Consider the following 24123-nt stretch of genomic DNA (forward strand, 5'->3'; position numbering starts at 1 on the left):
CAGCCGTTGATTTTCCCCATGGCCGGGCGCATAGTGAATCCCACTGAATGCATTCAAGTTCGTTGCCCGACCTCCCGATTGACGGGGTGTTGGGCACTTTCCATCAACTCAGCGTCACAGGAGACGTTTTATGAACTTGACGATTAGCGGACATCACCTCGAAGTGACTCCGGCCTTGAGAGGCTATGTGACCTCCAAGCTCGAGCGCATCACGCGGCACTTCGATCAGGTGGTAGACGTCAAAGTGCTGCTCACTGTCGAAAACCAGAAGGAAAAGGACAAAAGGCAGCGCGCTGAATGCAACGTGAGAGTGAAAGGCAGTGATCTATTCGCGGAAAGTGCACATTTCGACCTCTACGCGGCAGTGGACGAGCTTATCGACAAGCTCGACCGCAAGGTAATGAAATACAAGCAGCGTCTACAAGACCACCAGCCGGCCCTGCGTCGGGCAACGGCGGCATCGGCGGTCGCAGCGGCAGCGGGCTGATGACTGTCTGACAGACGTATCCGGCGCGACTGAGACATAATGCGGTCTTCCCATTCGTCGCGCCTGCAATCTCTTTACAAGATTGGATACGCAACCGCCTTCCAAGGCGGTTTTTTGTTGCTTATAGTAAATCCTTTAAGGGTTTACGCTGGACGCGCATAATTGACATCATGAATCGCCTTGCTTCCATTCTGCCGCCGGCCCAGGTGCTGGTCGGTGTTGACGCCACCAGCAAGAAGCGCGCTTTTGAAGAGGCGGGTTTGCTGTTTGAGAGTCAACACGGTTTGTCCCGTGCGCTAATCACCGACAGTCTCTTCGCTCGCGAGCGCCTCGGCGCCACGGGGCTGGGACATGGCGTCGCGATTCCGCATGGACGCATCAAGGGCCTGAAATCGCCCATGGCCGCGGTGTTTCAGCTCGCCCACCCCATTGGTTTTGACGCCCCGGACGAGCAGCCCGTCTCGCTTCTGATCTTTCTGCTCGTTCCCGAAGCGGCCACGCAGAAGCACCTCGAAATCCTCTCCGAAATCGCCGAACTGCTCAGCGACAGCGCGCTGCGCGAGCGCATCAAGTCGTGCACCGACGCGGCTGCCCTGCACGGCATGATCGCCGACTGGCGTTCCGCGCAAACCGCCTGATCGGTCTTTGCCCCGCTGTTGCGGCGGCTGCTGCTGACGGTCCGGCAAGCGCCTGATCCCCTTCAAATCAGTCAGGAATTTCCGTGAAACCCAATCTCGTCAGTGCCGACGTCCTGTTTGAAGAGTTTCGCAGCTCCCTGAAGCTGGTCTGGGTCGCGGGCCTCGGGGCCTCTGCGCGGCGCTTTGATGAAGAAGCCGTTCTGGCGGCCCGCTCGGGCGCCGATCTGGTTGGGTATCTGAACTACATCCATCCGTTTCGCGCCCAGGTGCTGGGCGAGCGGGAAATCCGCTATCTCACCAACGGCACCGAAGAAGACTGCAAGCGCCGTGTTGCGCGCATCCTGACGCTGGAGCCGCCCGTGCTGATCATGGCGGACGACCAGACCGCGCCCGATGCCCTGATTTCGCTGTGCGAGCGCGCGCAGATTCCGCTGTTTGCCACGCATGAATCGTCAGCCTTCGTGATCGACGTGGTGCGCGCCTATCTCTCCAAGCACTTTGCGACCCGAACCACGCTGCACGGCGTGTTCATGGACATTCTCGGGCTCGGCGTGCTGATCACGGGCGAGTCGGGACTTGGCAAGAGCGAGCTGGGCCTCGAACTGATCTCGCGCGGCAACGGTCTGGTCGCGGACGACGCGGTCGATCTGTATCGCATCAACCAGACCACCATCGAGGGCAAATGCCCGGATCTGCTGCAAAACCTGCTGGAAGTGCGCGGCATCGGCCTGCTCGACATTCGCGCCATCTTTGGCGAGGCGGCGGTGCGCCGCAAGATGCGCCTCAAGCTGATCGTGCATCTGGTGCGCAAGGAAACGCTGGAGCGCGACTACGAGCGCATGCCCTATCAGCCGCTCACGCAGGACGTGCTGGGCGTGCCGGTGCTCAAGGTGGTGATCCAGGTGGTGGCGGGGCGCAACATCGCCGTGCTGGTCGAGGCGGCCGTGCGCAATACCATTCTGCAATTGCGCGGCATCGATACCTATCAGGAGTTCGTCGAGCGCCACCGCCGCGCCATGGCCAGCGGCATTCAACCCTGAGTTTCCTGGCCCTGAAATCAAAAAAAGCGAAGACCTACCGGCTTCGCTTTTGTTTTTGTGCGCGTTCGTCGTCTCAGCGACCGACGCCCTTCTTGGCGCATTCGGCGCACTGGCCGTAGAGCGACATCGAGTGATCCTGGATCACCCAGCCTTTTTGCTTGGCGATCAGGTTCTGGCGCTTTTCGATCTCTGCGTCGTAGAACTCCTCGACCTTGCCGCAACCCGTACAGACGAAGTGGTCATGGTGCTGACCCTCGTTGAGTTCGTAAACCGCCTTGCCGCTTTCGAAGTTGCTGCGCAGCAAAATACCCGCCTGCTCGAACTGGGTAAGCACACGGTAAACGGTTGCAAGGCCGATGTCGGAGCGTTCTTCCAGCAATACGCGGAAAACGTCTTCAGCCGTCATGTGACGCTGCTGCCCTTTCTGGAAGATGTCGAGGATCTTCAGTCGGGGAAGCGTCGCTTTGAGGCCGGTGCTTTTCAGTTCGTCGATATTCGTCATGACAAGGTCTTTCGTTAGCCGAAGGCGCGTTAAGGCCCGGGGAATTCCAGCCGCTACAATGATCCGATCATATCCCTATGGCTTTATCCATGTTTGCTCCCGCCCGTTACGGCGTCCGTTGTGGCGCGATCATTTTGCTCAGTGCCGGGTTGGCCGCCTGCGGTAGCTTTGACAGCGCAAGCCATCGTCTGGCCAGCGCCATCACACCATACAAAATTGATGTTGTGCAAGGAAATTTCATTTCCAAGGAGCAGGTCGATGCGCTCAAGCCCGGGATGGGCCGCCAGCAAGTCAAGGAAATCCTCGGTACGCCTCTGGTGATGCCGCTGTTCCACAATGATCGTTGGGAGTACATCTTCACGCTCAAGCGCCCAGGCGTGGAGCAGCAAACCCGCAAGCTGAGCGTGTTCTTCAAGGACGATGTGCTCGAGCGCTACGAGGGTGACGAGATGCCGACCGAGGCGGAGTTCGTTTCCTCGCTGGCCTCCAAGGTGCCCAAGAGCAAGGTGCCGAACCTCGAAGCCACGGACGACCAGCTCAAACGCCTTCCGGCCAAGCCCGAGCCCACGGCGGCGGAGAACCCCGCCAACCAGCCCCCGCTTGCGCCGCTGCCGTCGAGCTATCCGCCGCTTGAGACGCGAAAGTAATTCCTCTTTAAAAATCGCTCTGCCGTTGCAGGGACCGCGTGCACAGCGTGGGTCATGCGAAAGCCGACAACCGGCGCGCAGAGTACGAACGAATCGATTGCAGAAATGACCGCTCCCACTTCCTCCGCTCCACGCCGTGTTGCCGTGGCAGGTGCCTCGGGCCGCATGGGCCGCATGCTCATCGAAGCCATTCGCCAAAGCAGCGATTGCGTGCTTTCCGGTGCACTGGACGTCGCGAGCAACCCCGGCGTCGGCACCGATGCGACGGCATTCCTGGGACATGCGAGCGGCGTGCAGATCACATCCAACCTGCGTACCGCGCTGGCAAACGCCGACGTGCTGATCGACTTCACCCGTCCCGACGGAACGATGAACCATCTGGCCGCCTGTGAGGATCTGGGCGTACAGATGGTGATCGGCACCACCGGCCTCACGGATGAGCAGAAGGCGCGTCTGGTCGAAGGCAGCAAAAAAATCGGCATCGTGTTTGCGCCCAACATGAGCGTGGGCGTGAATGTCGCGCTCAAGCTGCTCGAGCTGGCTGCCAAGGCGATGAACGACGATGGTTACGACATCGAAATCATCGAGGCGCACCACAAGCACAAGATCGATGCGCCGTCGGGCACGGCGCTCAAGATGGGCGAGGTGATCGCCAAGGCGCAGGACACCCAGTTGGCCGATCGCGCGATCTACGAACGTTACGGCGAGACCGGCGCGCGCAAGCCAGGCAGCATCGGGTTCGCGACGGTTCGCGGCGGCGACATCGTGGGCGACCACACGGTGCTGTTTTGCAGCGAGGGCGAGCGCATCGAGATCGCCCACAAGTCGTCGAGCCGCGCCGGCTACGTGCGCGGCAGCCTGCGTGCCGTGGCCTATCTCGCGGACAAGAAAAACGGCATGTTCGACATGTTCGACGTGCTCGGCCTCAACGACTGACGCACTGCGGCGCGCGCAACATGAACGGACTCACGTGGCTGCGACAGGGAGATGCCGTCACGCAGATCACGGCGGCGTTGCTGCTCGCCATGTCGGTGGCGAGCTGGGTCATCATCGTCTGGAAGGCGTGGCTGATGCGCCGCGCCCATGTGGACGTGCCGCGCAGCACCGCGGCCGTCTGGCAGGCTCCCACGCTGGCGGCTGCCAGCGAGCAGTTGCTGCAATGGGATCGCGAGGCGCTGGTGCGCCCGATGGTGAATGCGGCGCTTGCGGCTTCGGACCATTCCGTCGATACGCTCGCCGGGCAGGGCAACAAGGCCCAGCAGCTCACGCGCGTGCTGCGCAACGCGTTGCATGCGTCGATCTCACGCCTCAAGTTTGGCCAGGTGCTGTTGGCCACGGTGGGCTCCACGGCCCCGTTTGTCGGATTGCTTGGCACGGTCTGGGGCATCTACCATGCGCTCACCGGCATGGCGAGTTCGGGTCAACTGACCATCGAGCGCGTCGCGGGGCCCGTTGGTGAGGCGCTCATCATGACGGCTGCGGGTCTTGCCGTGGCGATTCCCGCCGTGCTGGCCTATAACGTGTATGGGCGCATCCTCGGCAACGTCGAGGCCGATCTGGAAGGCTTTGCGCACGATCTGCGCGAGTTGCTGGCAGGCGGCTCGGCTGGCGCCGCGCAGTCCTTCGAACCCACGGGCCATAGGCCGGAGATCGCGAGATGGCATTCGGACGACTTGAGCGCTCGCAGGAATCCAGGCCGATGAGCGACATCAACGTCACGCCGCTGGTGGACGTGATGCTGGTGCTGGTGGTGATCTTCATCCTCACCGCTCCGTTGCTCGCCAGCGCCATACGGCTGGACCTGCCGCGCGCCGAGGGAGCGCAACCGGGCGCGACCGCCGAAAAGCCCGTGACCGTGAGCATGGATGCGAACGGGAAAATTTACCTGAACGACGAGGCGCTGGAGCCGCAGGCGTTTGGCGATGGCCTGCGACGACTCGCCGCACGCCATGCGGACGCCGAAGTACAGCTGCGGGCCGATACCACCGTGCCCTATGGCCGCGTGGTGGAGCTCATGGGCGAACTCAACAAGGCGGGCCTGCACCGCATTGCCTTCGTGACCGAGCCGGTCCCCAGTAGCGTTCGCTGATACCCTACGTCTAGTTTTGAGACACCGTCGATAGCGACAGCCGCCGTCGCGTCGGCAAACACTACATTCGTTTCGTGTCCACTTTGGAGGGAGATCGCATGGATAGCACCTTGTACCAACTCGCGGCGCAGTCGCCGCGTGATCCACAGGCGCTAGCGCAACTGCACCGGCTCGCTACGGCGCCCGGCGAGCCCCGCATGCTCGCGCGCAATTTGCATTGGGGATTGCTGCTGGTCGCCGCGCTGTTGCTGGCCAGTGGTTTGATCTTCTGGATCGCTGCCAACTGGCAGGAGCAGACGCGCATGTTCAAGCTGATGCTGATCGAAGGCGCGCTGCTCGTGAGCGTGCTGGCATCGATCTTCTGGCGGCGCGGGCGGATTGCGGCACTGCTGTGCGCAACGCTGGCGGTCGGCGGCCTGCTGGCGTTCGTCGGGCAGACCTACCAGACCGGCGCCGATGCATGGCAGTTGTTCGCGACCTGGGCAGCGCTCGCGCTGATCTGGACGCTGCTCGCGCGCAGCGATGTGCTGTGGCTGTTGTGGATCGGCATTGCCGCGACCGCCATCGTCATGTGGTACGGACACCTGGAGCTGTGGGAGATGTTGTTCCGCGGCCCCAGGATGCGGGTGCAGCAGATCGTCTATCTCCTGCTTTGGTTGACGCTCGCGATGGTGCCGTGGCTCGTGTCGCTGGTGCCATGGACGCGCCATCGCGACGGCATGGCATGGTGGTCGCATCGCATGGCGCTGGCATTTGCGTTGGCCGCATGGACGACGATTGCGGTGATCGATCTGTTCACCGAAGAACGCATCGGCCTGGCCTTCCCGGTCAGCGGGCTGCTGATCGGCGCAGCGATGTATCTGTCCTACCAGGGGCCGCTGCGTGACTTTGCGAGCCTGTGTCTGTGCACGCTGGCGGCCAATGTGTGGGTGCTGGCGATGGTGGCACGCGTGGCGTTCGAGGGTTCGGACTCCGGGGGCGGACTGCTGTTGTTCACGCTGGCGGGGCTCGGCTGTCTGGGCGGTACGGTATCGGGGCTGCTGGCGGTGCAGCGCAAGCTGCGTTCGCAGGCAGCCATCAAGGCCCGCGCGAGGGAGGTGCGGCATGAATTTCTTCACCTCAAGACCTTCATGGTGGCCGCGCGCCCAGGCGCACGGTCTGGTGCAAGGCGATGCCCCGGCACCGTTCGCGGATGAAGAGCCGAGCATCTTCGTGATCGCGCTGGCGCTCATCGGCGCGCTGGTGTGCGCGTTGACCGCGGGCGCCTTTCTCGTGACGCTGGTCGATACGGACTTCTGGTTCCGCCACCCGCTTTCCTATGTATTGAGCCTGATGGGACTGGTGGGCTCGGGCGTGCTGCTCACGCGCAATCGCGGCGTTTTCGCGAGCTGTCTTGCGCTCGTGCTCTGGGGCACGTTCTGCGGATTGTTCCTGATCCGTCTGTCGAACGACGTGGGCGGAAATGATCTTGCCATTCTGCTGTACTCCGGCGTGATGGCATTGCTGCAACTGGTCGGCGCATCGCTGGCACATGCGCAGTGGCTCAAGCGCATCATGGGCCTCGTGTTCGGATTGGCGCTCTACGTGTTCCTCGTGCGTTGCACGTCGGAAGTATTGGCGCTCTACGTCTTCGACGTGGCCGGTGTGCTGATGGCGCTGGGCTGGATCGCGTGGCTGTACAGGGAACCGCAGTCGCTGGCACGGGTGCACGCCAAGCCGGCGCTGGCCGGTTGGGCGGCCTTCGTCGACAGCGCCGCTGTGGCGTTGATCTGCATGCTCGTCTTCGGCTTTGCGCGCATGGGCTACGGCCTTGGCATCGGGTATGACACGTTTGCCGCGTTCGACGTGGGTGACACCAAGGAAAGCACCCTGCGTGCGATCCAGTTGGCCGGACGTGCCTGGGCATCGCTGCTGGTACTCGTGGCGACCGGGCTGCTGTATTCACGCTGGAAAAAAACCGCAATGGCCACGGCGCAGACGCTGGTCACCGTGCTTGGCGTGGGCGTGCTGCTCGCCGTAGCCGCGTGGTTCAGTCCGTCGCTGGGCGTGATTTCGCTGCTGGCCGCCGGAGCGCTGATCGGCGGGCGCTGGCGCATCGCCGTGATGTGCGGGCTGGCGGCGCTCTGGGCATTGTCGATGTTCTATTACAGCCTCGCCTGGCCGCTCGCGCAGAAGGGCTGGGTCTGGCGATCATGGGGGCCGCGCTGTTGGTGGGGCTGTATCTTCAGCGTGTCTTGGCGGCGCGCCCAGCGGGCGACGATGGACACCATCACGCGGCCGATGGCTTTTCGCAAATGGCGGCGTGGTCACGCGTTCGCCTTGCGTGCCTGATCGTGGGGGCGTTGCTGGTGTTCGGTCTCGTGAATTGGGACGTGCGCGGCAAGGAGCAGGTGATCACCGCAGGTCAACCGGTGCTGGTGCGGCTCGTTCCCGTGGACCCGCGCTCGCTGATGCAGGGTGACTACATGGCGCTGAATTTCTCGCTGCCGACCGAGGTGCGGAAGGCGCTGGAGGGCACTTTCGCGCCCACGGCCCGCGTGCGCGCCCGTCTCGATGCCAGGGGTGAAGCCACGGTGCTGGGCTTGCTGGGCGAGGGTGCGAGCGCGGGGCCGGGCGAAATCATCCTGCCGCTCAAGCAATTGAAGGGACGCTGGGCGTTGGTGACCGATGCCTATTTCTTCCCGAAGGCACGGGCAAGGTGTTCGAGCGGGCAAAGTTTGGCGACTTCCGCGTGCTGCCCGATGGCCGCGCGCTGCTCGTGGGTCTGGCCGATGCCGAGGGCAAACCGATACCGGTGCCACGCGCGCTCGAGAAAAGCGAGCGGATGGAGCGCGAACTGAGCGAGGCCTCCGAGGCCGTGGATGCCTCGGAGGCTTTTGCGGCGGACGCCGAATCGCCGGCCGATACCGCCATGCCGCAGGCCAGCAGGCCCTGAGCGCGGCGCGCCGGTCTTCAGGCCGACAGCACGCCCACTTCGTTCTGCCTGAGCCCGATCTTCACGTCGTTCCCCGAAGGGTTCTGGAACGCGTGCAGGCCGAACTCGGGCAGGATCGCCATCAGGTGATCGAAGATGTCGCCCTGTATGGATTCGTACTCGGCCCACGCGGTGGTCGCCGTGAACGCGTAGATCTCCAGCGGCGTGCCATTGGTGGTGGGCTCCATCATGCGGGCCATCAGCGTCATGTCCTTGCGCAGGCGCGGGTGGGATTTCAGGTACGCGTTCACATAGGCGCGATAGGTGCCGACGTTGGTGAGCTTGCGCAGGTTCACGACCTCGCCCGCCATGTCCGGTGCCTCGCGCGCGAAATTGCTGTTGAACTCGCCGATCTCCTGCGTCTTGCTCACGAGGTAGGGCTTGAGCAGCGCGATCTGCCCCAGCTCGGTGATTTCGGAGTCGCTCAGAAAGCGCACCGTGGCGTGGTCGATCAGGATGCTGCGCTTGATGCGCCGCCCGCCCGACTCCGACATGCCGCGCCAGTTCTTGAAGCTCTCGCTCATCAGCCGCCAGGTCGGTATGGTGGTGATGGTGTTGTCCCAGTTGCGGATCTTCACCGTGTTGAGCGCCATGTCCACCACGGCGCCATCTGCGCCCATCTGATCCATCTGCAACCAGTCGCCCACGCGCAGCATGTCGTTGCCCGCGAGTTGCACACCGGCGGTGAACGAGAGAATCGTGTCCTTGAACACCAGCATCAGCACTGCCGACATGGCACCCAGCCCCGAGAGCAGGATCAGCGGCGAGCGGTCGATCAGCGCGCCGATCATGATGATGACCACGACCAGCATCGTGACCAGCTTGCCCAGTTGCACGTAGCTCTTGAGCGAGCGCGTGCCGGGAGCCTTCGAGAGCGCCTGCAGGTTGTGGTCCTGCACGGCGTCGAGCACCGCGAGGATGACGCGGCCAATCGCCAGCACTGTGCACGCAACGGCCACGTTGTGGATGATGTTGGCGAGCACGGGCGAGAGGCGCGGCACGGCGAACACGCCCACCTGGAACACCAGCGACGGCACGATCTGCGACAGCCGCGTGAGCACGCGCTTGTCGAGCAGGGTCTGGAGCCAGCCGACTGGAAAACTACCGGCCAGGCGTGGCAGCACGTTCAGCAGAATCAGCCGCGCGATGAATCGCAGCAGGTAGGCGATGACTGCCAGCGCGAAGAGGCCGATGGCGGCCTGCGCCCATGGATCGAGATGGCTGATGGTGTCGTAGTACTCGGAAAGCACGAGTTCACACTCCTTGTCGTGAATGGACGGTGAATGGGAGCCGGTTCTGAACGCGGGCAGAATCGTCGGAGAACAGCGGTCGCCATGGCATGGCATGGCGTTGCGTGAGTGCTCTTGAATCAAGAGCGAAAATTTCAAATCCGGTGTCCAGGGCCTGTGCACGCAATCCGCGGGGATCGCGTGGTGTGAACAGGCGCTGACGTGCCGAAACGAAGCCGCGATTTTCTCATGTGCGCGGCCTGACCTTTGCGGCGGGTCGGGAGATACACGCGCATGCGCGTGCGTGATTGGCGTCGCAAGCCGGGGGATCGGTACAAACGCCTACAATCTTCGACCATTCGGTTCGCGTTGACGCCGTCGGCCTGCAAGGCAGGTTTTCTCGCGCAGGCAGTTGCGGCCGCATTTATTCCCATTTGAGTTCCATGCAAGACAAATACAACCACGCCGAGGTCGAGCGCGCAGCGCAAGGCCACTGGACCGCCAACGACGCCTACCGCGTGACCGAAGACGCTTCCCGGCAGAAGTTCTACGCCTGCTCGATGCTGCCGTACCCAAGCGGCAAGCTGCACATGGGGCATGTGCGCAACTACACGATCAACGACATGCTCACGCGCCAGTTGCGCATGAAGGGCTTCAACGTGCTGATGCCCATGGGCTGGGACGCGTTCGGCCTGCCAGCTGAAAACGCCGCGCTCAAGAACAAGGTGCCACCGGCCCGGTGGACCTACGAAAACATCGCCTACATGAAGAGCCAGATGCAGGCCATGGGTCTGGCGATTGACTGGAGCCGCGAAGTCGCGACCTGCGATCCCGAGTACTACCGATGGAACCAGTGGCTGTTCCTCAAGATGCTGGAAAAAGGCATTGCCTACCGCAAGACCCAGGTCGTGAACTGGGACCCGGTCGATCAGACGGTGCTCGCCAACGAGCAGGTGATCGACGGGCGCGGCTGGCGCACCGGCGCGCTCGTCGAAAAGCGCGAGATCCCGGGCTACTACCTCGCCATCACGCACTACGCGCAGGAACTGCTCGACCACGTGCAGATCGGCAACGACAAGGCGACGCTCACCGGCTGGCCCGACAAGGTGCGCCTGATGCAGGAAAACTGGATCGGCAAGTCCGCAGGCGTGCGCTTCGCGTTCACGCACGACGTCAAGGACGCCGAGGGTCAGTTGATCCAGGACGGCAAGATGCACGTCTTCACCACGCGCGCCGACACCATCATGGGCGTGACCTTCTGCGCCGTGGCACCCGAACATCCACTCGCCACCCACGCGGCCACGCTCCATCCCAAGCTGGCTGCGTTCATCGAGGAATGCAAAAAGGGCGGAACGACCGAGGCCGAGCTTGCCGTCAAGGAAAAGGAAGGACTGCCCACGGGCCTGTTCGTCACGCACCCGATCACCGGCAAACAGGTCGAAGTGTGGGTGGGCAACTACGTGCTCATGAGCTACGGCGACGGCGCCGTGATGGGCGTGCCCGCGCACGACGAGCGCGATTTCGCATTTGCGCTCAAGTACCAGTTGCCGATCCGGCAGGTGGTGAAGGTCGAGGGCGAAACCTACGACGCAACGCAGTGGCACGACTGGTACGGCGACAAGGAACGCGGCATCACCATCCATTCGGGCGAGTTCGATGGCCTGGGCTACAAGGACGCGGTTGCCGCCGTTGCCAGGGTGCTCGAAGCCAAGGGTCTGGGTGAGCTCAAGACCACATGGCGTTTGCGCGACTGGGGCATCAGCCGCCAGCGCTACTGGGGCACACCGATCCCGATCATCCATTGCGAAGACTGCGGCTCGCAGCCCGTGCCCGAGAAGGATCTGCCGGTCGTGCTGCCGCAGGACCTGGTGCCCGATGGCAGCGGCAATCCACTGGTCAGGAGCGAAGCATTTCATGCGGGCGTCGTCTGCCCGTGCTGCGGCAAGAGTGCGCGCCGCGAGACCGACACGATGGACACCTTCGTCGACAGCTCGTGGTACTTCATGCGCTATTGCGATGCGAAGAACAGCGAGAAGATGGTCGCTGGCGGTGCTGATTACTGGATGCCGATGGATCAGTACATCGGCGGCATCGAGCACGCGATTCTTCACCTGCTGTACGCGCGTTTCTGGACCAAGGTGATGCGCGACATGGGCCTCGTGAAGATCGACGAGCCGTTCACCAGACTGCTCACCCAGGGCATGGTGCTGCGCGGCGCGTTCTCGCAGAAGCAGGCCAGCGGTGCCAAGGTGTACTTCTGGGAGAAGGACGTCGACGTCATCAAGAACGAGAACGACGTGGTCATCGGTGGCACGCTCAAGAGCGATGGCTCGGCGCTCGATTACGAGATGACGACCATGTCCAAGTCCAAGAACAACGGCGTGGATCCGCAGGACCTGATCGAGAAATACGGCGCGGATACCGCGCGGCTGTACACCATGTTCACCGCGCCGCCCGAGCTCACGCTGGAATGGAACGAATTCGCCGTCGAAGGCAGCTACCGCTTCCTGCGCCGTGTCTACAACTTCGGCGCAAAACTTTCTGCCACTGAATTCGATGCGGCGCGTGTCCGGGCAACGGCCAGAGGCGGCGTGGCGGGCGTGGCGTTTGGCAAGGAAGCCAAGGCGCTGCGCCTTGAAATCCACACCGTGCTCAAACAGGTGGATTACGACTACCAGCGGATGCAGTACAACACCGTGGTCTCCGGTGCGATGAAGATGATCAACGCGCTCGAAGACTTCAAGGCGCTCGACTCCGAGGGTGGCCGCGAAGCCGTGGTCGAATGCTTCGGCATCCTGATCCGCGCGCTGTATCCCGCGACCCCGCACCTCGGCCATGCGCTGTGGTCGGAACTCGGCTATGCCAAGGCGCAGGGCGAACTGCTCGACGCCGCGTGGCCCGAGGTTGATCCACAGGCACTGGTGCAGGACGAGATCGAACTCATGCTGCAGGTGAACGGCAAGCTGCGCGGCTCGATCCGCGTTGCTGCCGAGGCCGACAAGGCCACCATTGAGGCCACCGCCCTCGCGAACGGGGAATACCAGAAGTTCGCCGAAGGCAAGGCGCCGAAGAAGATCATCATCGTGCCGGGTCGTCTGGTCAACGTTGTGGTTTGATACACCGACCCGAATCGTCACGCAGGAGAATTGCAGCACCATGATGCAAAAACGCACAGTACTCGCCCTGCTCGCCGCAGCTCCGCTCGCGGCCTGCGGTTTTCGCCTGCGCGGCGCGCCAGATTTCAGCTTCAAGTCCATCCATGTGAAGGCGGCGCCGGGCTCGCAGTTGGCCCGGGAACTGGTTCGCACCCTGAAGGGCGCGGGCGGCGACATCGTCGTGATCACCGAGCCCGAGCGCATTTCCGAAGCCGAGGTGGTCTGCAACATCCTCTCGGAAAATCGTGATCGCCTGGTCGTCGGCCTGAACGCCTCCGGTCAGGTGCGCGAACTGCAGTTGCGCCTGCGCATGCATTTTTCGCTGACGGGCAAGGACGGTCAGGAATACGTTCCCAACACCGAGTTGATGCAGCAGCGCGACGTGAGCTACAACGAGTCTATCGCGCTGTCCAAGGAAGGCGAAGAGGCCATGCTGTTCAAGAACATGCAGACCGACCTGGTGCAGCAGCTCATGCGCCGCCTCGCCAAGGTCAAGCTGATCCCGTATCCTGATCGGCGCAGACCGCATGCAAGTGGCACTGAACCAGCTCGCTGGACATCTGCAAAAAGGCGTGAAACCGCTGTACGTGCTGCACGGTGACGAGCCACTGTTGCAGCAGGAAGCCGTGGACGCCATCCGCGCCGTCGCGCGCGAAGTGGGTTACACCGAGCGCAACAGCTTCACCGTGCAGGGCGCGCATTTCGACTGGAGCGGTGTGCTCGCAGCGGGCGGCTCGCTTTCGCTGTTTGCCGACAAGCAGATCATCGAAATCCGCATTCCTTCGGGCAAGCCCGGCAAGGACGGCGGCGCGGCCCTGCAACAGATCGCGCAGGACTCGGCGGGCAACGAAGGCACGCTCACCATCGTGATGCTGCCGCGTCTGGACAAGGCGACGAAGACCGGCGCGTGGTTCAGCGCGCTTGACTCCGCAGGCATCAGCATCCAGATCGATCCGGTTGAACGCGGCGCGCTGCCGCAATGGATTGCGCAGCGCCTGTCGCAACAAGGCCAGCGCGTCGCGCCCGGTGAAGACGGCCAGCGCACGCTCGCCTTCTTCGCCGACCGCGTGGAAGGCAACCTGCTCGCCGCGCATCAGGAAATCCAGAAACTCGCGCTGCTGTACCCGCAGGGCGAACTCTCCCGATCACAGGTCGAACAGGCGGTGCTTAACGTCGCCCGCTACGACGTCTTCAAGCTCTCGGAGGCCGTGCTCAGCGGCAACGTCGCCCGCATGCAGCGCATGATGGACGGCCTTCAGGCAGAGGGCGAGGCCGAGGTGCTCGTGCACTGGGCCTTGGCCGAAGACATCCGCTCGCTCAAGCGCGTGAAGGACGCCATCAATGCAGGCAAACCCATGCCCATGGCCCTGCGCGAAAACCGCATCTGGGGACCGAAGGAACGGCTGTTCGAGCGCGTCCTCCCCAACGTGGGCGACGCCGCGCTCGCGCGCCTGCTGCAATCGGCGCACATCGTGGACGGCATCGTCAAGGGCCTGAAACAACCCGACTGGCCGCAGAACGGGTGGCTGGCGTTGCAGCGGCTCGGGTTGCAGTTGTGCAAGACCTGTGGGGCGCGATAACCGCCTTACTGCTCCGCAATCACATCGACAAACACCAGCGGCTCCGTGCCTGTGGCCGTCAGCCCGTGCGACTCGCCCTTGCGCACGATGGTCACATCGCCGGGCTTCACGGGGACGTCCTTGCCGTCCTTGTCCTTGAAGATGCCGGTGCCCGAGATGATGATGTAGGTGTCTTCGTTGGTGGTGTGCTTGTGGTAGCCGATGGAGTCGCCCGGCTTCAACGTGAGCCAGCTGATTTCCTTGATGGCTTCGTCCTTTTTGGGCATGTCGCGCGTAAACGCGTATTCACCGTTGAGCACGCCCTTGCCGCCTGCGGCCTCCTTCTTTTCGGCCTTGATCATGCTCTCGCGCGGGTAGACCTCGGCGTGGGCAGGGGAAGCTGCCGTAGCGATGGCGACAAGCGCAGCCAGGGCGGCCAGGATCGGGTGTTGGGTGAGGGCAGATGTCGGCATGGTGCGGGAAAACCTTTCGGGGAGCGAGCAAGCGAATGGAACGCGTTGAGTGACGTAGTGGCTGCGGCGGATCGAATGCACGGCAGTCAGCGTCGGTTATCGCAATCTCGCGCAACGATGTCCACGGTGATTTCCCGTGTTGCGGCCTGGCCCCGGTCATCCCTCGCTTTGCAATTGCTGCCCCGCCTTGTCGGCCCAGAGTTGCAGGTTGTCGTGCAGATCCTTGTGGCTGAAGGAGCAGCTTTCCTCGGTGAACAGCGCGCCGGTTTCGAGCCGGTCGAGCAGGCCGAGCAAAACCTCGCCATAGCGCGCGGGCAGGGCGGCGAGCAGCGCTTCCTGGGAGCGGGCGCTGTCGCTGAAGCCGTGTGGGCTCAGGCTGCCGTCCTCCAGTTGCTGGAGAAATTGCCTGAAGCGCTGCAGTTCGTAGCGTGCGGTGTCGGACATGGCTTGGTCTTTGGCGAAAGAAGTGCCAAGCGTAACCCGAACAGGCCCTTGTGCGCGCAGGTCGGCCGGTTTGGGCGAGAATCACGGTATGAACGCGCTCAATCTCGCCGAATACACCCACGCCCTCGGAGTCCAGGCCAAGGTCGCCTCTGCGCTGATGGCGCGTGCCCCGTCTGCTGCCAAGAGCAAGGCCCTGAAGGCCCTGGCCCGTTTGCTGCGTGAAAACATCGACGCGCTGCAAGTGGACAACGCGCGCGACCTGGATCGCGCGCGCGCCGCAGGGCTGCCGGAACCGATGGTTGATCGACTCAAGCTCACGCCCAAGGTGTTGGAAACCTGCGCCGAAGGTTGCGAGCAACTGGCGGTGATGCCCGACATCATCGGCGAGATCATCGGCATGAAGCAGCAGCCCAGCGGCATTCGCGTGGGTCAGATGCGTGTGCCGATCGGCGTGTTCGGCATGATCTATGAAAGCCGCCCGAATGTGACCATCGAGGCGGCCAGCCTGTCGATCAAGAGCGGCAACGCCTGCATCCTGCGCGGTGGTTCGGAAGCCATCGACTCGAACAAGGCGTTGGCGCTGCTGGTCGGCAGAGCGCTGGCCGAGGCCGGTCTACCCGAGCACGGCGTGCAATTGGTGCAGACGACCGATCGCGAGGTGGTGGGCCAGCTCATCACCATGCCTGAGTATGTGGACGTGATCATCCCGCGCGGCGGAAAAGGCCTGATCGAGCGCATCAGCCGCGATGCGCGCGTGCCGGTCATCAAGCATCTGGACGGCAATTGCCACGTCTACGTGGACGATCCGTGCGACATCGCGATGGCGGTGCGGGTCTCGGAAAACGCCAAGACGCAGAAATACAGTCCCTGCAACGCGAGCGAAAGCCTGTTGGTGGCGCGTGGCGTGGCCGACGAGTTCCTGCCGAAGATCGGCGCGCTGTTCGCGGCCAAGGGTGTGGAGATGCGTGGCACACCCGAGGCGCTCGCGATCCTGGAACCCGTGGCCGGAGCCCGGCTGGTCGAGGCCGTGGAGGCCGACTGGAGTGAGGAATATCTCGCGCCCATCATCAGCGTGAAGCTGGTGGACGGCGTGGACGAGGCGATTGCGCACATCAACCGATATTCGAGCCACCATACCGATGCGATCCTCACGACCAACCATCTGCATGCCCAGAAATTCCTGCGCGAAGTGGATTCGGCGAGTGTGATCGTCAACGCCAGCACGCGTTTCGCCGATGGGTTCGAATTCGGCCTCGGTGCCGAAATCGGCATCAGCACCGACAAGTTCCATGCGCGCGGTCCGGTAGGCATCGAGGGGCTTACCTCGCTCAAATACGTGGTGCTTGGCGAAGGCGAAGTACGGAGCTGATCGACGATGCCATGGCGTCGCCGATCTGTTTTTCATTGATGAAGTTGAATTCTTTTTCAGCGATGGCGACCATGCAATCAGCTTGTCTCGTGGCGCGCTGCCGCGCCGCAGCGGCGTTTCAGCGGGAAGGCGTCCGGCACCTCGGGCGGGAGATCCTGACCCATGAAAATCATCATTCTGGGAGCGGGCCGCGTCGGTGCGAGCGTGGCGGACAGCCTGGAGTCCGAGCGCAATGACATCACGGTGATCGACAAAGACCCGGAGCGTCTGCGCGAACTCGAAGCGCGCTACGACCTGCGCGGCGTGGTCGGCAACGGCATCGATCCCAGCGTGCTCGCCGAAGCCGGCGCAAACGACACCGATCTGCTGATCGCGTGCGCTGCGCAGGACGAGACGAATCTTGTCTGCTGCAAGGTGGCGCAGATGATGTTCAACGTGCCCAAGCTCATTGCGCGCGTGCGCTCGTCGGGTCTGGAGACGACCGAGCAGTTGCTCGGCAAGGACGGCTTTGGCGTGGACCGGATCATCTGCCCGGAGGAATCGCTCACGCGCTACATCGGCAAGCTGATCGAATTTCCCGAGGCGATGCAGGTGCGCGAATTCGCAGGCGGGCGGGCATGCCTCGTTTCCGTGCGCGCACGCGGCGCCGCGCCGATGGTGGGCCACCGCATCGGCGCGCTGCGACTCATGGCGCCCGACGTGGCGATGCGCATCGTCGCGATCTACCGGCGCTTTGCGGACGAGCCCGACCGGTTCATTTCGTGCGATGGCTCGACCATGGTGGAGCCGGGCGACGAGGTGTTCGTGCTGTCGGGACGTGATCAGATTCCCGAGGTGCTGGCATCGTTTCATCGCCAGAGCGGCCAGTCCTCGCGGCCGGTGCGTCGCGTGATGATGGCCGGTGGCGGACGCGTCGCGCTGCGGCTTGCCAAGCAGCTCACCAAGCGCGGCAATCTGCAGATCAAGATCATCGACCTCAACAACGAGCGCTGCGTGGACCTGGCCTCGCAACTGCCGAGCGACGTGCTGGTGCTGAACGGCGACGCGACCGACGAGGAACTGCTGAGCAGCGAAAGCATCGAGGACATCGACCTGTTCCTCGCAATCACCAGCGATGACGAGGACAACATCATGGCGAGCCTGCTCGCCAAGCGCATGGGCGCGAGCCGTGTGCTGGCGCTCATCAACCGGCGCAGCTATGCCGACCTGATGCACGGCACGCAGATCGACATCGCGCTGTCACCCGCGCAGGCCATGCTTGGAGAACTGCTGGCCTATGTGCGCCAGGGCGATGTGCAGGCGGTGCACAGCCTGCGCCGTGGCGTGGCGGAGGCGCTGGAGATCGTCGCGCGCGGCGATCGCAAGAGTTCGCGCGTGGTAGGCCGCAAGATCAGCGAGATCCCGCTGCCGCCCGAGGTGAACATGGGGCTGATCGTGCGCGGTCTGCCCGATACGCGCGAGCCCATCGACGGAGAAGCACCGCCGCCGCCAGAGCGGGAACCCGAGGTGATCATTCCGCGCAGCCACACGGTGATCGAGTCGAACGACCACGTGGTGTTCTTCCTGCCGAACAAGCGCCTCGTGAAGGACGTGGAAAAGCTGTTCCGCGTCAGCGCCACCTATTTCTGAAACCCGCGCCGCAGCCGTTGCCACGATGTCCGACCTCTTTCCCGTCCTGCGATTGATGTGCGCATTGCTCGCGATGTTCGCGGGCGCGCTGCTCGTGCCGCTCATCGCGTCCTTCTATGCAGATGATGGGCTGTGGAAATGTTATGTCGCCTCGATTCTGTTCACGCTGCTGGTGTCGGCGATTCTGTGGTTCAGCACACGCAGGTTTCAGCGCGAACTGCTGCCGCGCCACGGGGTGATGCTGGTGTCCATGGTGTGGGTGGTGCTGCCGTTGTTCGCGGCGATTCCGCTGCTGCTCGTCTCCTACGAGATCAACCAGCCGATGTCGTTCACCCACGCCTATTTCGAGGCGGTTTCGGGGCTCACGACGACCGGCAGTTCGGTGCTGTCGAACCTCGACCAATTGCCGCTGTCGCTCAATGTCTGGCGCACCTTCATGCAATGGCTTGGCGGCATGGGAATCCTGATTCTGGCCGTCGCCGTGCTGCCGCTGCTGGGCGTCGGCGCGAGCCAGCTTTTCAAGGCCGAGGCGGCCGGCCCGGTCAAGGACACCAAGCTCACTCCCCGCATGACCGAAACGGCCAAGGGACTGTGGGGCGTGTACGTGCTGTTTTCGCTGTTCTGCGCGCTGGGCTACTGGTGGGCCGGCATGACGCCCGAGGACGCGATCATGCACATGTTCTCGACCGTGAGCCTGGGCGGGCTGTCGCCGCACGACGCGAGCTTTGCTTATTTCAAGTCGCCGTTGATGGAGCTGATTGCGATCTTTTTCATGATGGCTGCAAGCTGCAACTTCGCGCTGTATTTCATCGCGCTGCGCAAGGGCAACTGGCACGGTTTCTGGCGCGACGTGGAAATGCGCGCCACGATGGCGACGCTCGTGGGCGGAGGACTGCTCGTGGCCTTGCTTTTGTGGGCCAAGGACGTCTATGCGCCGCTCGAAGCCCTGCGCATGGGCATGTTCCATGTGGTGTCGGTGGCAACGACGACCGGCTACACGACCACCGACTATCTCGGCTGGCCGGTGTTCGCGCCGGTGTTCATGATCATGCTCTCGGGCGTCGCGACCGGAGCGGGGTCCACGGGCGGCGGCATCAAGATGGCGCGCATGCTGATCCTCGTGAAGCAGGCCAAGCGCGAAATGGCCCGCATCATCCATCCCAGCGCCGTGCAGCCGGTCAAGCTCGGCAATGCGGTGGTGGACAACCGGATGATCTTCTCCGTGCTCGCGTTCATGCTGATGTATGGCGCGACCGTGATCGTGCTGAGCATGGCACTGCTGCTCACCGATCTCGATCCGGTGACGGCCTTCTCCGCGGTGCTGGCCAGCGTGCACTGCGCGGGCTCCGCAATGGGGCGGCTCGGCCCAAGCTCCAGCTACATCATCCTGACCGATTTTCAGCTCTGGGTGTGCACGCTCGGCATGCTGCTCGGGCGTCTGGAGATTCTTTCGTTCATCGCGCTGTTGACGCCGACTTTCTGGCGACGGTAGTGGGGGCGGTGCAACGGACCTTGGCAAGATCCGTTGAGTGGGTCGCCTAGAATGGCTCGCTTACGCGCCGATAGCCTTTTGCAATTTGCGAGGACATTGATGGTTCCCCATCTCATTACCGCCCTGACCGGTCCAATCAACGAACTGGAACAACGCATTCTGGACTCCATGCCAGCGATCGAGCGCTGGTTCCGCCTCGAGTGGATGGAGCACACGCCGCCGTTCTACTCGTCGGTGGACATTCGCAACGCGGGTTTCAAGCTGGCGCCGGTGGATACCAATCTGTTTCCGGGTGGCTGGAACAATCTCACCGAGCAGATGCTCCCGCTGGCCGTGCAGGCCGCGATGGCCGCCATCGAGAAGATCTGCCCCGAAGCGCGCAATTTGCTGATCGTTCCGGAGAACCATTCGCGCAACACCTTCTATCTCGCCAACGTGATGCAGCTTCAGCGCATCTTCAACATGGCGGGCCTGAACGTGCGCATCGGCTCGGTCAGCCCGGAGATCAAGAAGGCCACGACGATCACGCTGCCGCATGGCGAAACGATCACGCTCGAGCCGGTGATCCGCACCAAGCGCCGACTGGGGTTGAAGAATTTCGACCCCTGCACGATTCTGTTGAACAACGACCTGTCCGCAGGCGCGCCCGGCATTCTGGAAGATCTGTACGAGCAATACGTGCTGCCGCCGCTGCACGCGGGCTGGAGCGTGCGCCGCAAGAGCCGCCATTTCCAGAGCTACGAAGAGGTTTCCAAGCGCTTTGGCAAGATGCTGGGCATCGATCCGTGGCTCATCAATCCTTGTTCACGAAGGTGGAAGGGGTCGATTTCAACGAGGGCATCAAGCTCGACGAGCTTCAGGCTTCGGTGGACGCGACGCTCACCAAGGTGCGTCGCAAGTACAAGGAATACGGCATCAACGAAAAGCCGTGGGTCGTGGTCAAGCCCGACAACGGCACCTACGGCATGGGCATCATGACGGTGCACGATGCCAAGGAACTGAACGATCTCCAACGCAAGACGCGCAACAAGATGGCCGTCATCAAGGACGGGCAGGTGGTGCACGACGTGATCGTGCAGGAAGGCGTGCTCACTCGCGAACGCGTGCAGGAAGCCGTGGCCGAACCCGTGGTCTACATGATGGATCGTTACGTCGTCGGTGGCTTCTACCGCATGCACGCCGAGCGTGGAACCGACGAAAACCTGAACGCGCCCGGCGCGAGCTTTGTGCCGCTCGCCTTCGAGCACAGCACGCACCTGCCGCAACCCGGCGCGCGCCCCGGCGCAAGCGCGCCCAACCGGTTTTACATGTACGGCGTGGTCGCGCGTCTGGCGATGCTGGCATCGAGCTACGAGCTGGAGGCCACAGATCCCAATGCCGAGGTGTATGACTGACGGAATCTGCAAAGGCACCGTCAACGATTGCATGTCATATTTCGGCGCTGGCACAAAGTGGGCCGATTGGTGGAGAATACCGCCCCACAGCCGCCGTCGCGTTCTGGGTGTTAAACCTCTGTGCAAAATTCGAAATCTTCCCTCACCACGCTGACTCTGGGCGCGATTGGTGTTGTCTACGGTGACATCGGCACCAGCGTCCTGTACACGCTCAAGGAGGTCTTCGGTTCGGGCTACGTCCCGTTCACGCATGACAACGTCTACGGCATCCTGTCGATCCTGTTCTGGACGCTCACGCTGATCGTTTCGCTGAAGTACGTGGTTCTCGTGCTGCGCGCCGACAACAACGGCGAGGGCGGCCTGATCGCCATGCTCGCGCTGGCCTCTCAGGCGGTGAAGGACAAGCCCAGGCTGCGCTCGGTGCTGATGATGATCGGCATCTTCGGCACCTGCCTGTTCTACGGCGACGGGGTCATCACTCCGGCGATTTCGGTGCTCTCGGCTGTGGAAGGCCTCGAGATCGTGTCGCCGCATTTCGCCAAGGGCGTGGTGCCGCTCACCGTGGTGGTGCTGATTGCCCTGTTCATGCTGCAAAAGCGCGGCACGGCGGGCATAGGCAAGTTCTTCGGCCCCATCATGCTGCTGTGGTTCATCTGCATTGCGGCGCTCGGCATCTGGAACATCTGGCAGCACCCGACGGTGTTGCGCGGCCTGAGCCCGCATTACGCCATCGGCTTCATCGCCGCCAATCCCCTCGTGAGCTTCGTGATCCTGGGCGCGGTCGTGCTGTGCGTGACCGGAGCCGAGGCACTGTATGCGGACATGGGCCACTTTGGGCGCAAGCCGATCCGGCTCGCCTGGTTCAGCATCGCGATGCCGGCTTTGACGCTGTGCTATTTCGGACAGGGCGCGCTGGTGCTCGAAAATCCCGAAGCCATCAAGAACCCGTTCTACATGCTTGCACCGAGTTGGGGCGTGATCCCGCTCGTGGTACTGGCGACGATGGCGACGGTCATCGCTTCGCAGGCATTGATCACCGGCGCGTTCAGCATCACCAAGCAGGTGATCCAGCTCGGATACCTGCCGCGCATCCAGATCGAGCACACCAGCGTGCGCGACATGGGTCAGATCTACATCCCCTTCATCAACTGGAGCCTGTGCGTGGCCATCGCACTGGCGGTGGTGATGTTCCGCTCCAGCAGCAATCTGGCGGCGGCCTATGGCATTGCGGTGACGCTGGACATGACGATCACCTCGGTCCTCACCTTCTTCGTGCTGCGCTACGGCTGGAAGTACCCGCTGTGGGCGGCGCTCACGCCGACGCTGTTTTTCTTCTGCATCGACGTCACGTTCTTTGCCTCGAACATGCTCAAGCTCTTCGAGGGCGGCTGGTTCCCGCTGAGCATCGGTTTCGCGGTGTTCACGGTGATGATGACCTGGAAGCGCGGCCGCGACCTCATCTACGACAAGCTGCATTCGGACGGTATCGATCTGCGTGATTTCCTGCAGATGGTGCTGTTGCAGCAGCCCCGATCACGCGGGTTCCGGGCACGGCGGTATTTCTCACCGCTGATCCCCGGGTCACGCCCACGGCGTTGCTGCACAACCTCAAGCACAACAAGGTGCTGCACGAGCAGAATATCTTTGCCACCATCGTCAATCACGAGGTTCCTTGGATTGGTCTCGACAAGCGCGTGCAGATCGAATCGCTGGGCAGCGACTGCTGGAGCGTGAAGATCAACTACGGTTTCAAGAACGACCCCGACGTGCCCGCCGCGCTTCAGCAACTGCGCGGACGCGGCTGCGAGGTCGAAAGCATGGGCACCAGCTACTTCCTCTCGCGTGACGTGTTCGTGCCCGGCGACAACAACAGCGGCATGGCGCTGTGGCGCCAGAAGCTGTTCGGGCAGATGCACCACAACGCTGCGGGTGTGGCCGACTTCCTGCTGCTACCGAGCAACAGCGTGGTCGAACTGGGCTCTAAGGTGCAAGTCTGACGCTTCGAGCGCGCGCGTGCGTTTCTTTGTATATTGCGTGGGCGTCGTGAACCCGCTTTGAAGCGGAATCGAGAAGACATCGCGTCGCAGTTGCGAAAGACTGATCGATGCGATTTTTCAAGGATTTGACGCTCTCCGCCTTTGTTGCCGGCTTCGTGTCGGTGCTCGTGGGGCTGACCAGCTCGGTCGCCATCGTGTTTCAGGCGGCGCAGGCATTTGGCGCGACGCCGGCAGAAATCGCATCGTGGATGTGGGCGTTGGGCATTGGCATGGGGTTATGCACCCTGGTGCCCTCGCTGATTCTCAGGAAACCGGTGATGGTGGCCTGGTCCACTCCCGGCGCAGCGGTTCTGGCGACGGCGGGAGCGGTTGGCGGCTTCACCATGGGGGACGCCGTGGGCGCGTTCATGGTGAGCGCCGTACTGGTCATTCTCGCGGGCGTCACCGGCTGGTTCGAGCGCGTCATGGACAAGATTCCGCAGGAAATCGCGGCCGCCCTGCTCGCCGGGGTGCTCGCGAAGTTCGGCATGCAGGCATTCAGCGCTGCGCAGACGGCGCCCGCGCTGATCATCGGGATGCTGCTCACCTATCTGCTGACCCGACGCATGCTGCCACGCTACGCCGTGATGCTCACCTTGTTGGTCGGCATCGCGCTCGCGGCCGTGCAGGGCCGGATGAACTGGTCCGCCGTTCAATGGGATCTGGCGGTACCCATTTTCACCATGCCCACGTTTTCGCTCGCGGCCCTCATGAGTCTGGCATTGCCGCTGTTCGTGGTGACGATGGCGTCGCAGAACCTGCCGGGCGTCGCCGTCATCAAGGCCAGCGGCTATGACATGCCGGTCTCGAAGCTGATCAGCATGACGGGCATCGGCACCTTGCTGCTCGCGCCGTTTGGTGGCTATGCGCTGAGTCTCAGCGCGATCACCGCGGCCATGTGCATGGGGCCGGAGGCCCATCCGGATCCGGCCAAGCGCTACACGGCGGCCGCGTCCTGCGGAATCA

19 protein-coding genes and 4 pseudogenes (1 of these 23 running past the window's edge) are annotated in these 24123 nt (G+C 63.0%); 19 read left to right on the forward strand and 4 right to left on the reverse strand.

Going from position 1 to position 24123, the window contains the following annotated elements:
• The first annotated feature begins 130 nt into the window (after window positions 1-130).
• The 3 genes from hpf (at window position 131) to hprK (ending at window position 2165) form a co-directional block, all read left to right on the forward strand.
• A complete protein-coding gene (gene hpf / locus H9K75_RS15225; protein ID WP_187723257.1) occupies window positions 131-487 on the forward strand; it encodes a ribosome hibernation-promoting factor, HPF/YfiA family in 357 nt (118 codons plus the stop codon).
• A 170-nt stretch (window positions 488-657) separates the two neighbouring features.
• Complete coding sequence (locus tag H9K75_RS15230; RefSeq protein ID WP_187723258.1) at window positions 658-1125, forward strand: PTS sugar transporter subunit IIA; 468 nt, start codon at window positions 658-660, stop codon at window positions 1123-1125.
• An 83-nt stretch (window positions 1126-1208) separates the two neighbouring features.
• Entirely contained in the window at window positions 1209-2165 is a 957-nt protein-coding gene (gene hprK / locus H9K75_RS15235; RefSeq protein WP_187723259.1) for an HPr(Ser) kinase/phosphatase, read from the forward strand.
• 73 nt (window positions 2166-2238) lie between these two features.
• On the opposite strand, the gene fur is transcribed toward hprK, so the two are convergent.
• Window positions 2239-2667, reverse strand: a complete 429-nt coding sequence (gene fur / locus H9K75_RS15240; protein WP_187723260.1) for a ferric iron uptake transcriptional regulator — start codon at window positions 2665-2667, stop codon at window positions 2239-2241.
• Window positions 2668-2744: 77 nt separating this feature from the next.
• Here fur and H9K75_RS15245 point away from each other — a divergent pair, with 77 nt between their 5' ends.
• The 7 genes and pseudogenes from H9K75_RS15245 (at window position 2745) to H9K75_RS15275 (ending at window position 8243) form a co-directional block, all read left to right on the forward strand.
• Window positions 2745-3314, forward strand: a complete 570-nt coding sequence (locus H9K75_RS15245; protein WP_187723261.1) for an outer membrane protein assembly factor BamE — start codon at window positions 2745-2747, stop codon at window positions 3312-3314.
• A 105-nt stretch (window positions 3315-3419) separates the two neighbouring features.
• Complete coding sequence (gene dapB, locus H9K75_RS15250) at window positions 3420-4250, forward strand: 4-hydroxy-tetrahydrodipicolinate reductase (RefSeq protein ID WP_187723262.1); 831 nt, start codon at window positions 3420-3422, stop codon at window positions 4248-4250.
• Window positions 4251-4270: 20 nt separating this feature from the next.
• Window positions 4271-5017 carry a MotA/TolQ/ExbB proton channel family protein gene (locus H9K75_RS15255; protein ID WP_187723263.1) on the forward strand — a complete coding sequence of 249 codons (747 nt, stop codon included), beginning with the start codon at window positions 4271-4273 and terminating at the stop codon, window positions 5015-5017.
• On the forward strand, window positions 4972-5403 hold the full coding sequence (locus tag H9K75_RS15260) for an ExbD/TolR family protein (protein WP_187723264.1): 432 nt from the start codon (window positions 4972-4974) through the stop codon (window positions 5401-5403). Before H9K75_RS15255 ends, H9K75_RS15260 begins: the two co-directional genes overlap by 46 nt.
• 197 nt (window positions 5404-5600) lie before the next feature.
• Window positions 5601-5876 (forward strand): annotated as a pseudogene (locus H9K75_RS25750) (DUF2157 domain-containing protein); the annotation flags it as partial.
• 631 nt (window positions 5877-6507) lie between these two features.
• Window positions 6508-7734, forward strand: coding sequence for a DUF4401 domain-containing protein (locus tag H9K75_RS15270; protein ID WP_187723266.1), 1227 nt, complete (start codon window positions 6508-6510; stop codon window positions 7732-7734).
• Window positions 7698-8243 carry a GDYXXLXY domain-containing protein gene (locus tag H9K75_RS15275; RefSeq protein ID WP_187723267.1) on the forward strand — a complete coding sequence of 182 codons (546 nt, stop codon included), beginning with the start codon at window positions 7698-7700 and terminating at the stop codon, window positions 8241-8243. Before H9K75_RS15270 ends, H9K75_RS15275 begins: the two co-directional genes overlap by 37 nt.
• Window positions 8244-8355: 112 nt before the next feature.
• Here H9K75_RS15275 and H9K75_RS15280 read toward each other — a convergent pair whose 3' ends face one another.
• On the reverse strand, window positions 8356-9627 hold the full coding sequence (locus tag H9K75_RS15280) for a mechanosensitive ion channel family protein (protein ID WP_226858253.1): 1272 nt from the start codon (window positions 9625-9627) through the stop codon (window positions 8356-8358).
• A gap of 422 nt (window positions 9628-10049) precedes the next feature.
• On the opposite strand from H9K75_RS15280, the gene leuS reads away from it, so the two are divergent.
• The 3 genes and pseudogenes from leuS (at window position 10050) to holA (ending at window position 14341) form a co-directional block, all read left to right on the forward strand.
• Window positions 10050-12722, forward strand: coding sequence for a leucine--tRNA ligase (gene leuS, locus H9K75_RS15285; protein WP_187723269.1), 2673 nt, complete (start codon window positions 10050-10052; stop codon window positions 12720-12722).
• A 43-nt stretch (window positions 12723-12765) separates the two neighbouring features.
• Window positions 12766-13257 (forward strand): annotated as a pseudogene (locus tag H9K75_RS15290) (LPS-assembly lipoprotein LptE); the annotation flags it as partial.
• Between the two features lie 31 nt (window positions 13258-13288).
• Window positions 13289-14341, forward strand: coding sequence for a DNA polymerase III subunit delta (gene holA, locus H9K75_RS15295; protein WP_187723271.1), 1053 nt, complete (start codon window positions 13289-13291; stop codon window positions 14339-14341).
• Window positions 14342-14346: 5 nt separating this feature from the next.
• Here holA and H9K75_RS15300 read toward each other — a convergent pair whose 3' ends face one another.
• Window positions 14347-14793: a cupin domain-containing protein gene (locus H9K75_RS15300; RefSeq protein ID WP_187723272.1), complete on the reverse strand. Its 447-nt coding sequence runs from the start codon at window positions 14791-14793 to the stop codon at window positions 14347-14349.
• 156 nt (window positions 14794-14949) lie between these two features.
• Window positions 14950-15237, reverse strand: a complete 288-nt coding sequence (locus H9K75_RS15305; protein ID WP_187723273.1) for a hypothetical protein — start codon at window positions 15235-15237, stop codon at window positions 14950-14952.
• A gap of 88 nt (window positions 15238-15325) precedes the next feature.
• Between H9K75_RS15305 and H9K75_RS15310 the strand changes: the two genes are divergently transcribed.
• The 6 genes and pseudogenes from H9K75_RS15310 to H9K75_RS15335 all read left to right on the forward strand — a co-directional run.
• Window positions 15326-16606: a glutamate-5-semialdehyde dehydrogenase gene (locus H9K75_RS15310; protein ID WP_187723274.1), complete on the forward strand. Its 1281-nt coding sequence runs from the start codon at window positions 15326-15328 to the stop codon at window positions 16604-16606.
• Between the two features lie 162 nt (window positions 16607-16768).
• Complete coding sequence (gene trkA, locus H9K75_RS15315; protein WP_187723275.1) at window positions 16769-18235, forward strand: Trk system potassium transporter TrkA; 1467 nt, start codon at window positions 16769-16771, stop codon at window positions 18233-18235.
• A gap of 25 nt (window positions 18236-18260) precedes the next feature.
• Complete coding sequence (locus H9K75_RS15320) at window positions 18261-19727, forward strand: TrkH family potassium uptake protein (RefSeq protein WP_187723276.1); 1467 nt, start codon at window positions 18261-18263, stop codon at window positions 19725-19727.
• Window positions 19728-19826: 99 nt separating this feature from the next.
• Window positions 19827-21121 (forward strand): annotated as a pseudogene (gshA, locus tag H9K75_RS15325) (glutamate--cysteine ligase).
• Window positions 21122-21241: 120 nt separating this feature from the next.
• Window positions 21242-23118: pseudogene (locus H9K75_RS15330) on the forward strand (potassium transporter Kup).
• A 107-nt stretch (window positions 23119-23225) separates the two neighbouring features.
• Window positions 23226-24123: the 5' portion of a benzoate/H(+) symporter BenE family transporter gene (locus tag H9K75_RS15335; protein WP_187723277.1), read on the forward strand. It continues 281 nt past the right edge of the window; only the first 898 of its 1179 coding nucleotides appear in the window; its start codon is at window positions 23226-23228; the stop codon falls past the right edge of the window.

The organism is Diaphorobacter aerolatus, from assembly GCF_014489535.1.
GTDB lineage: Bacteria > Pseudomonadota > Gammaproteobacteria > Burkholderiales > Burkholderiaceae_C > Diaphorobacter_A > Diaphorobacter_A aerolatus.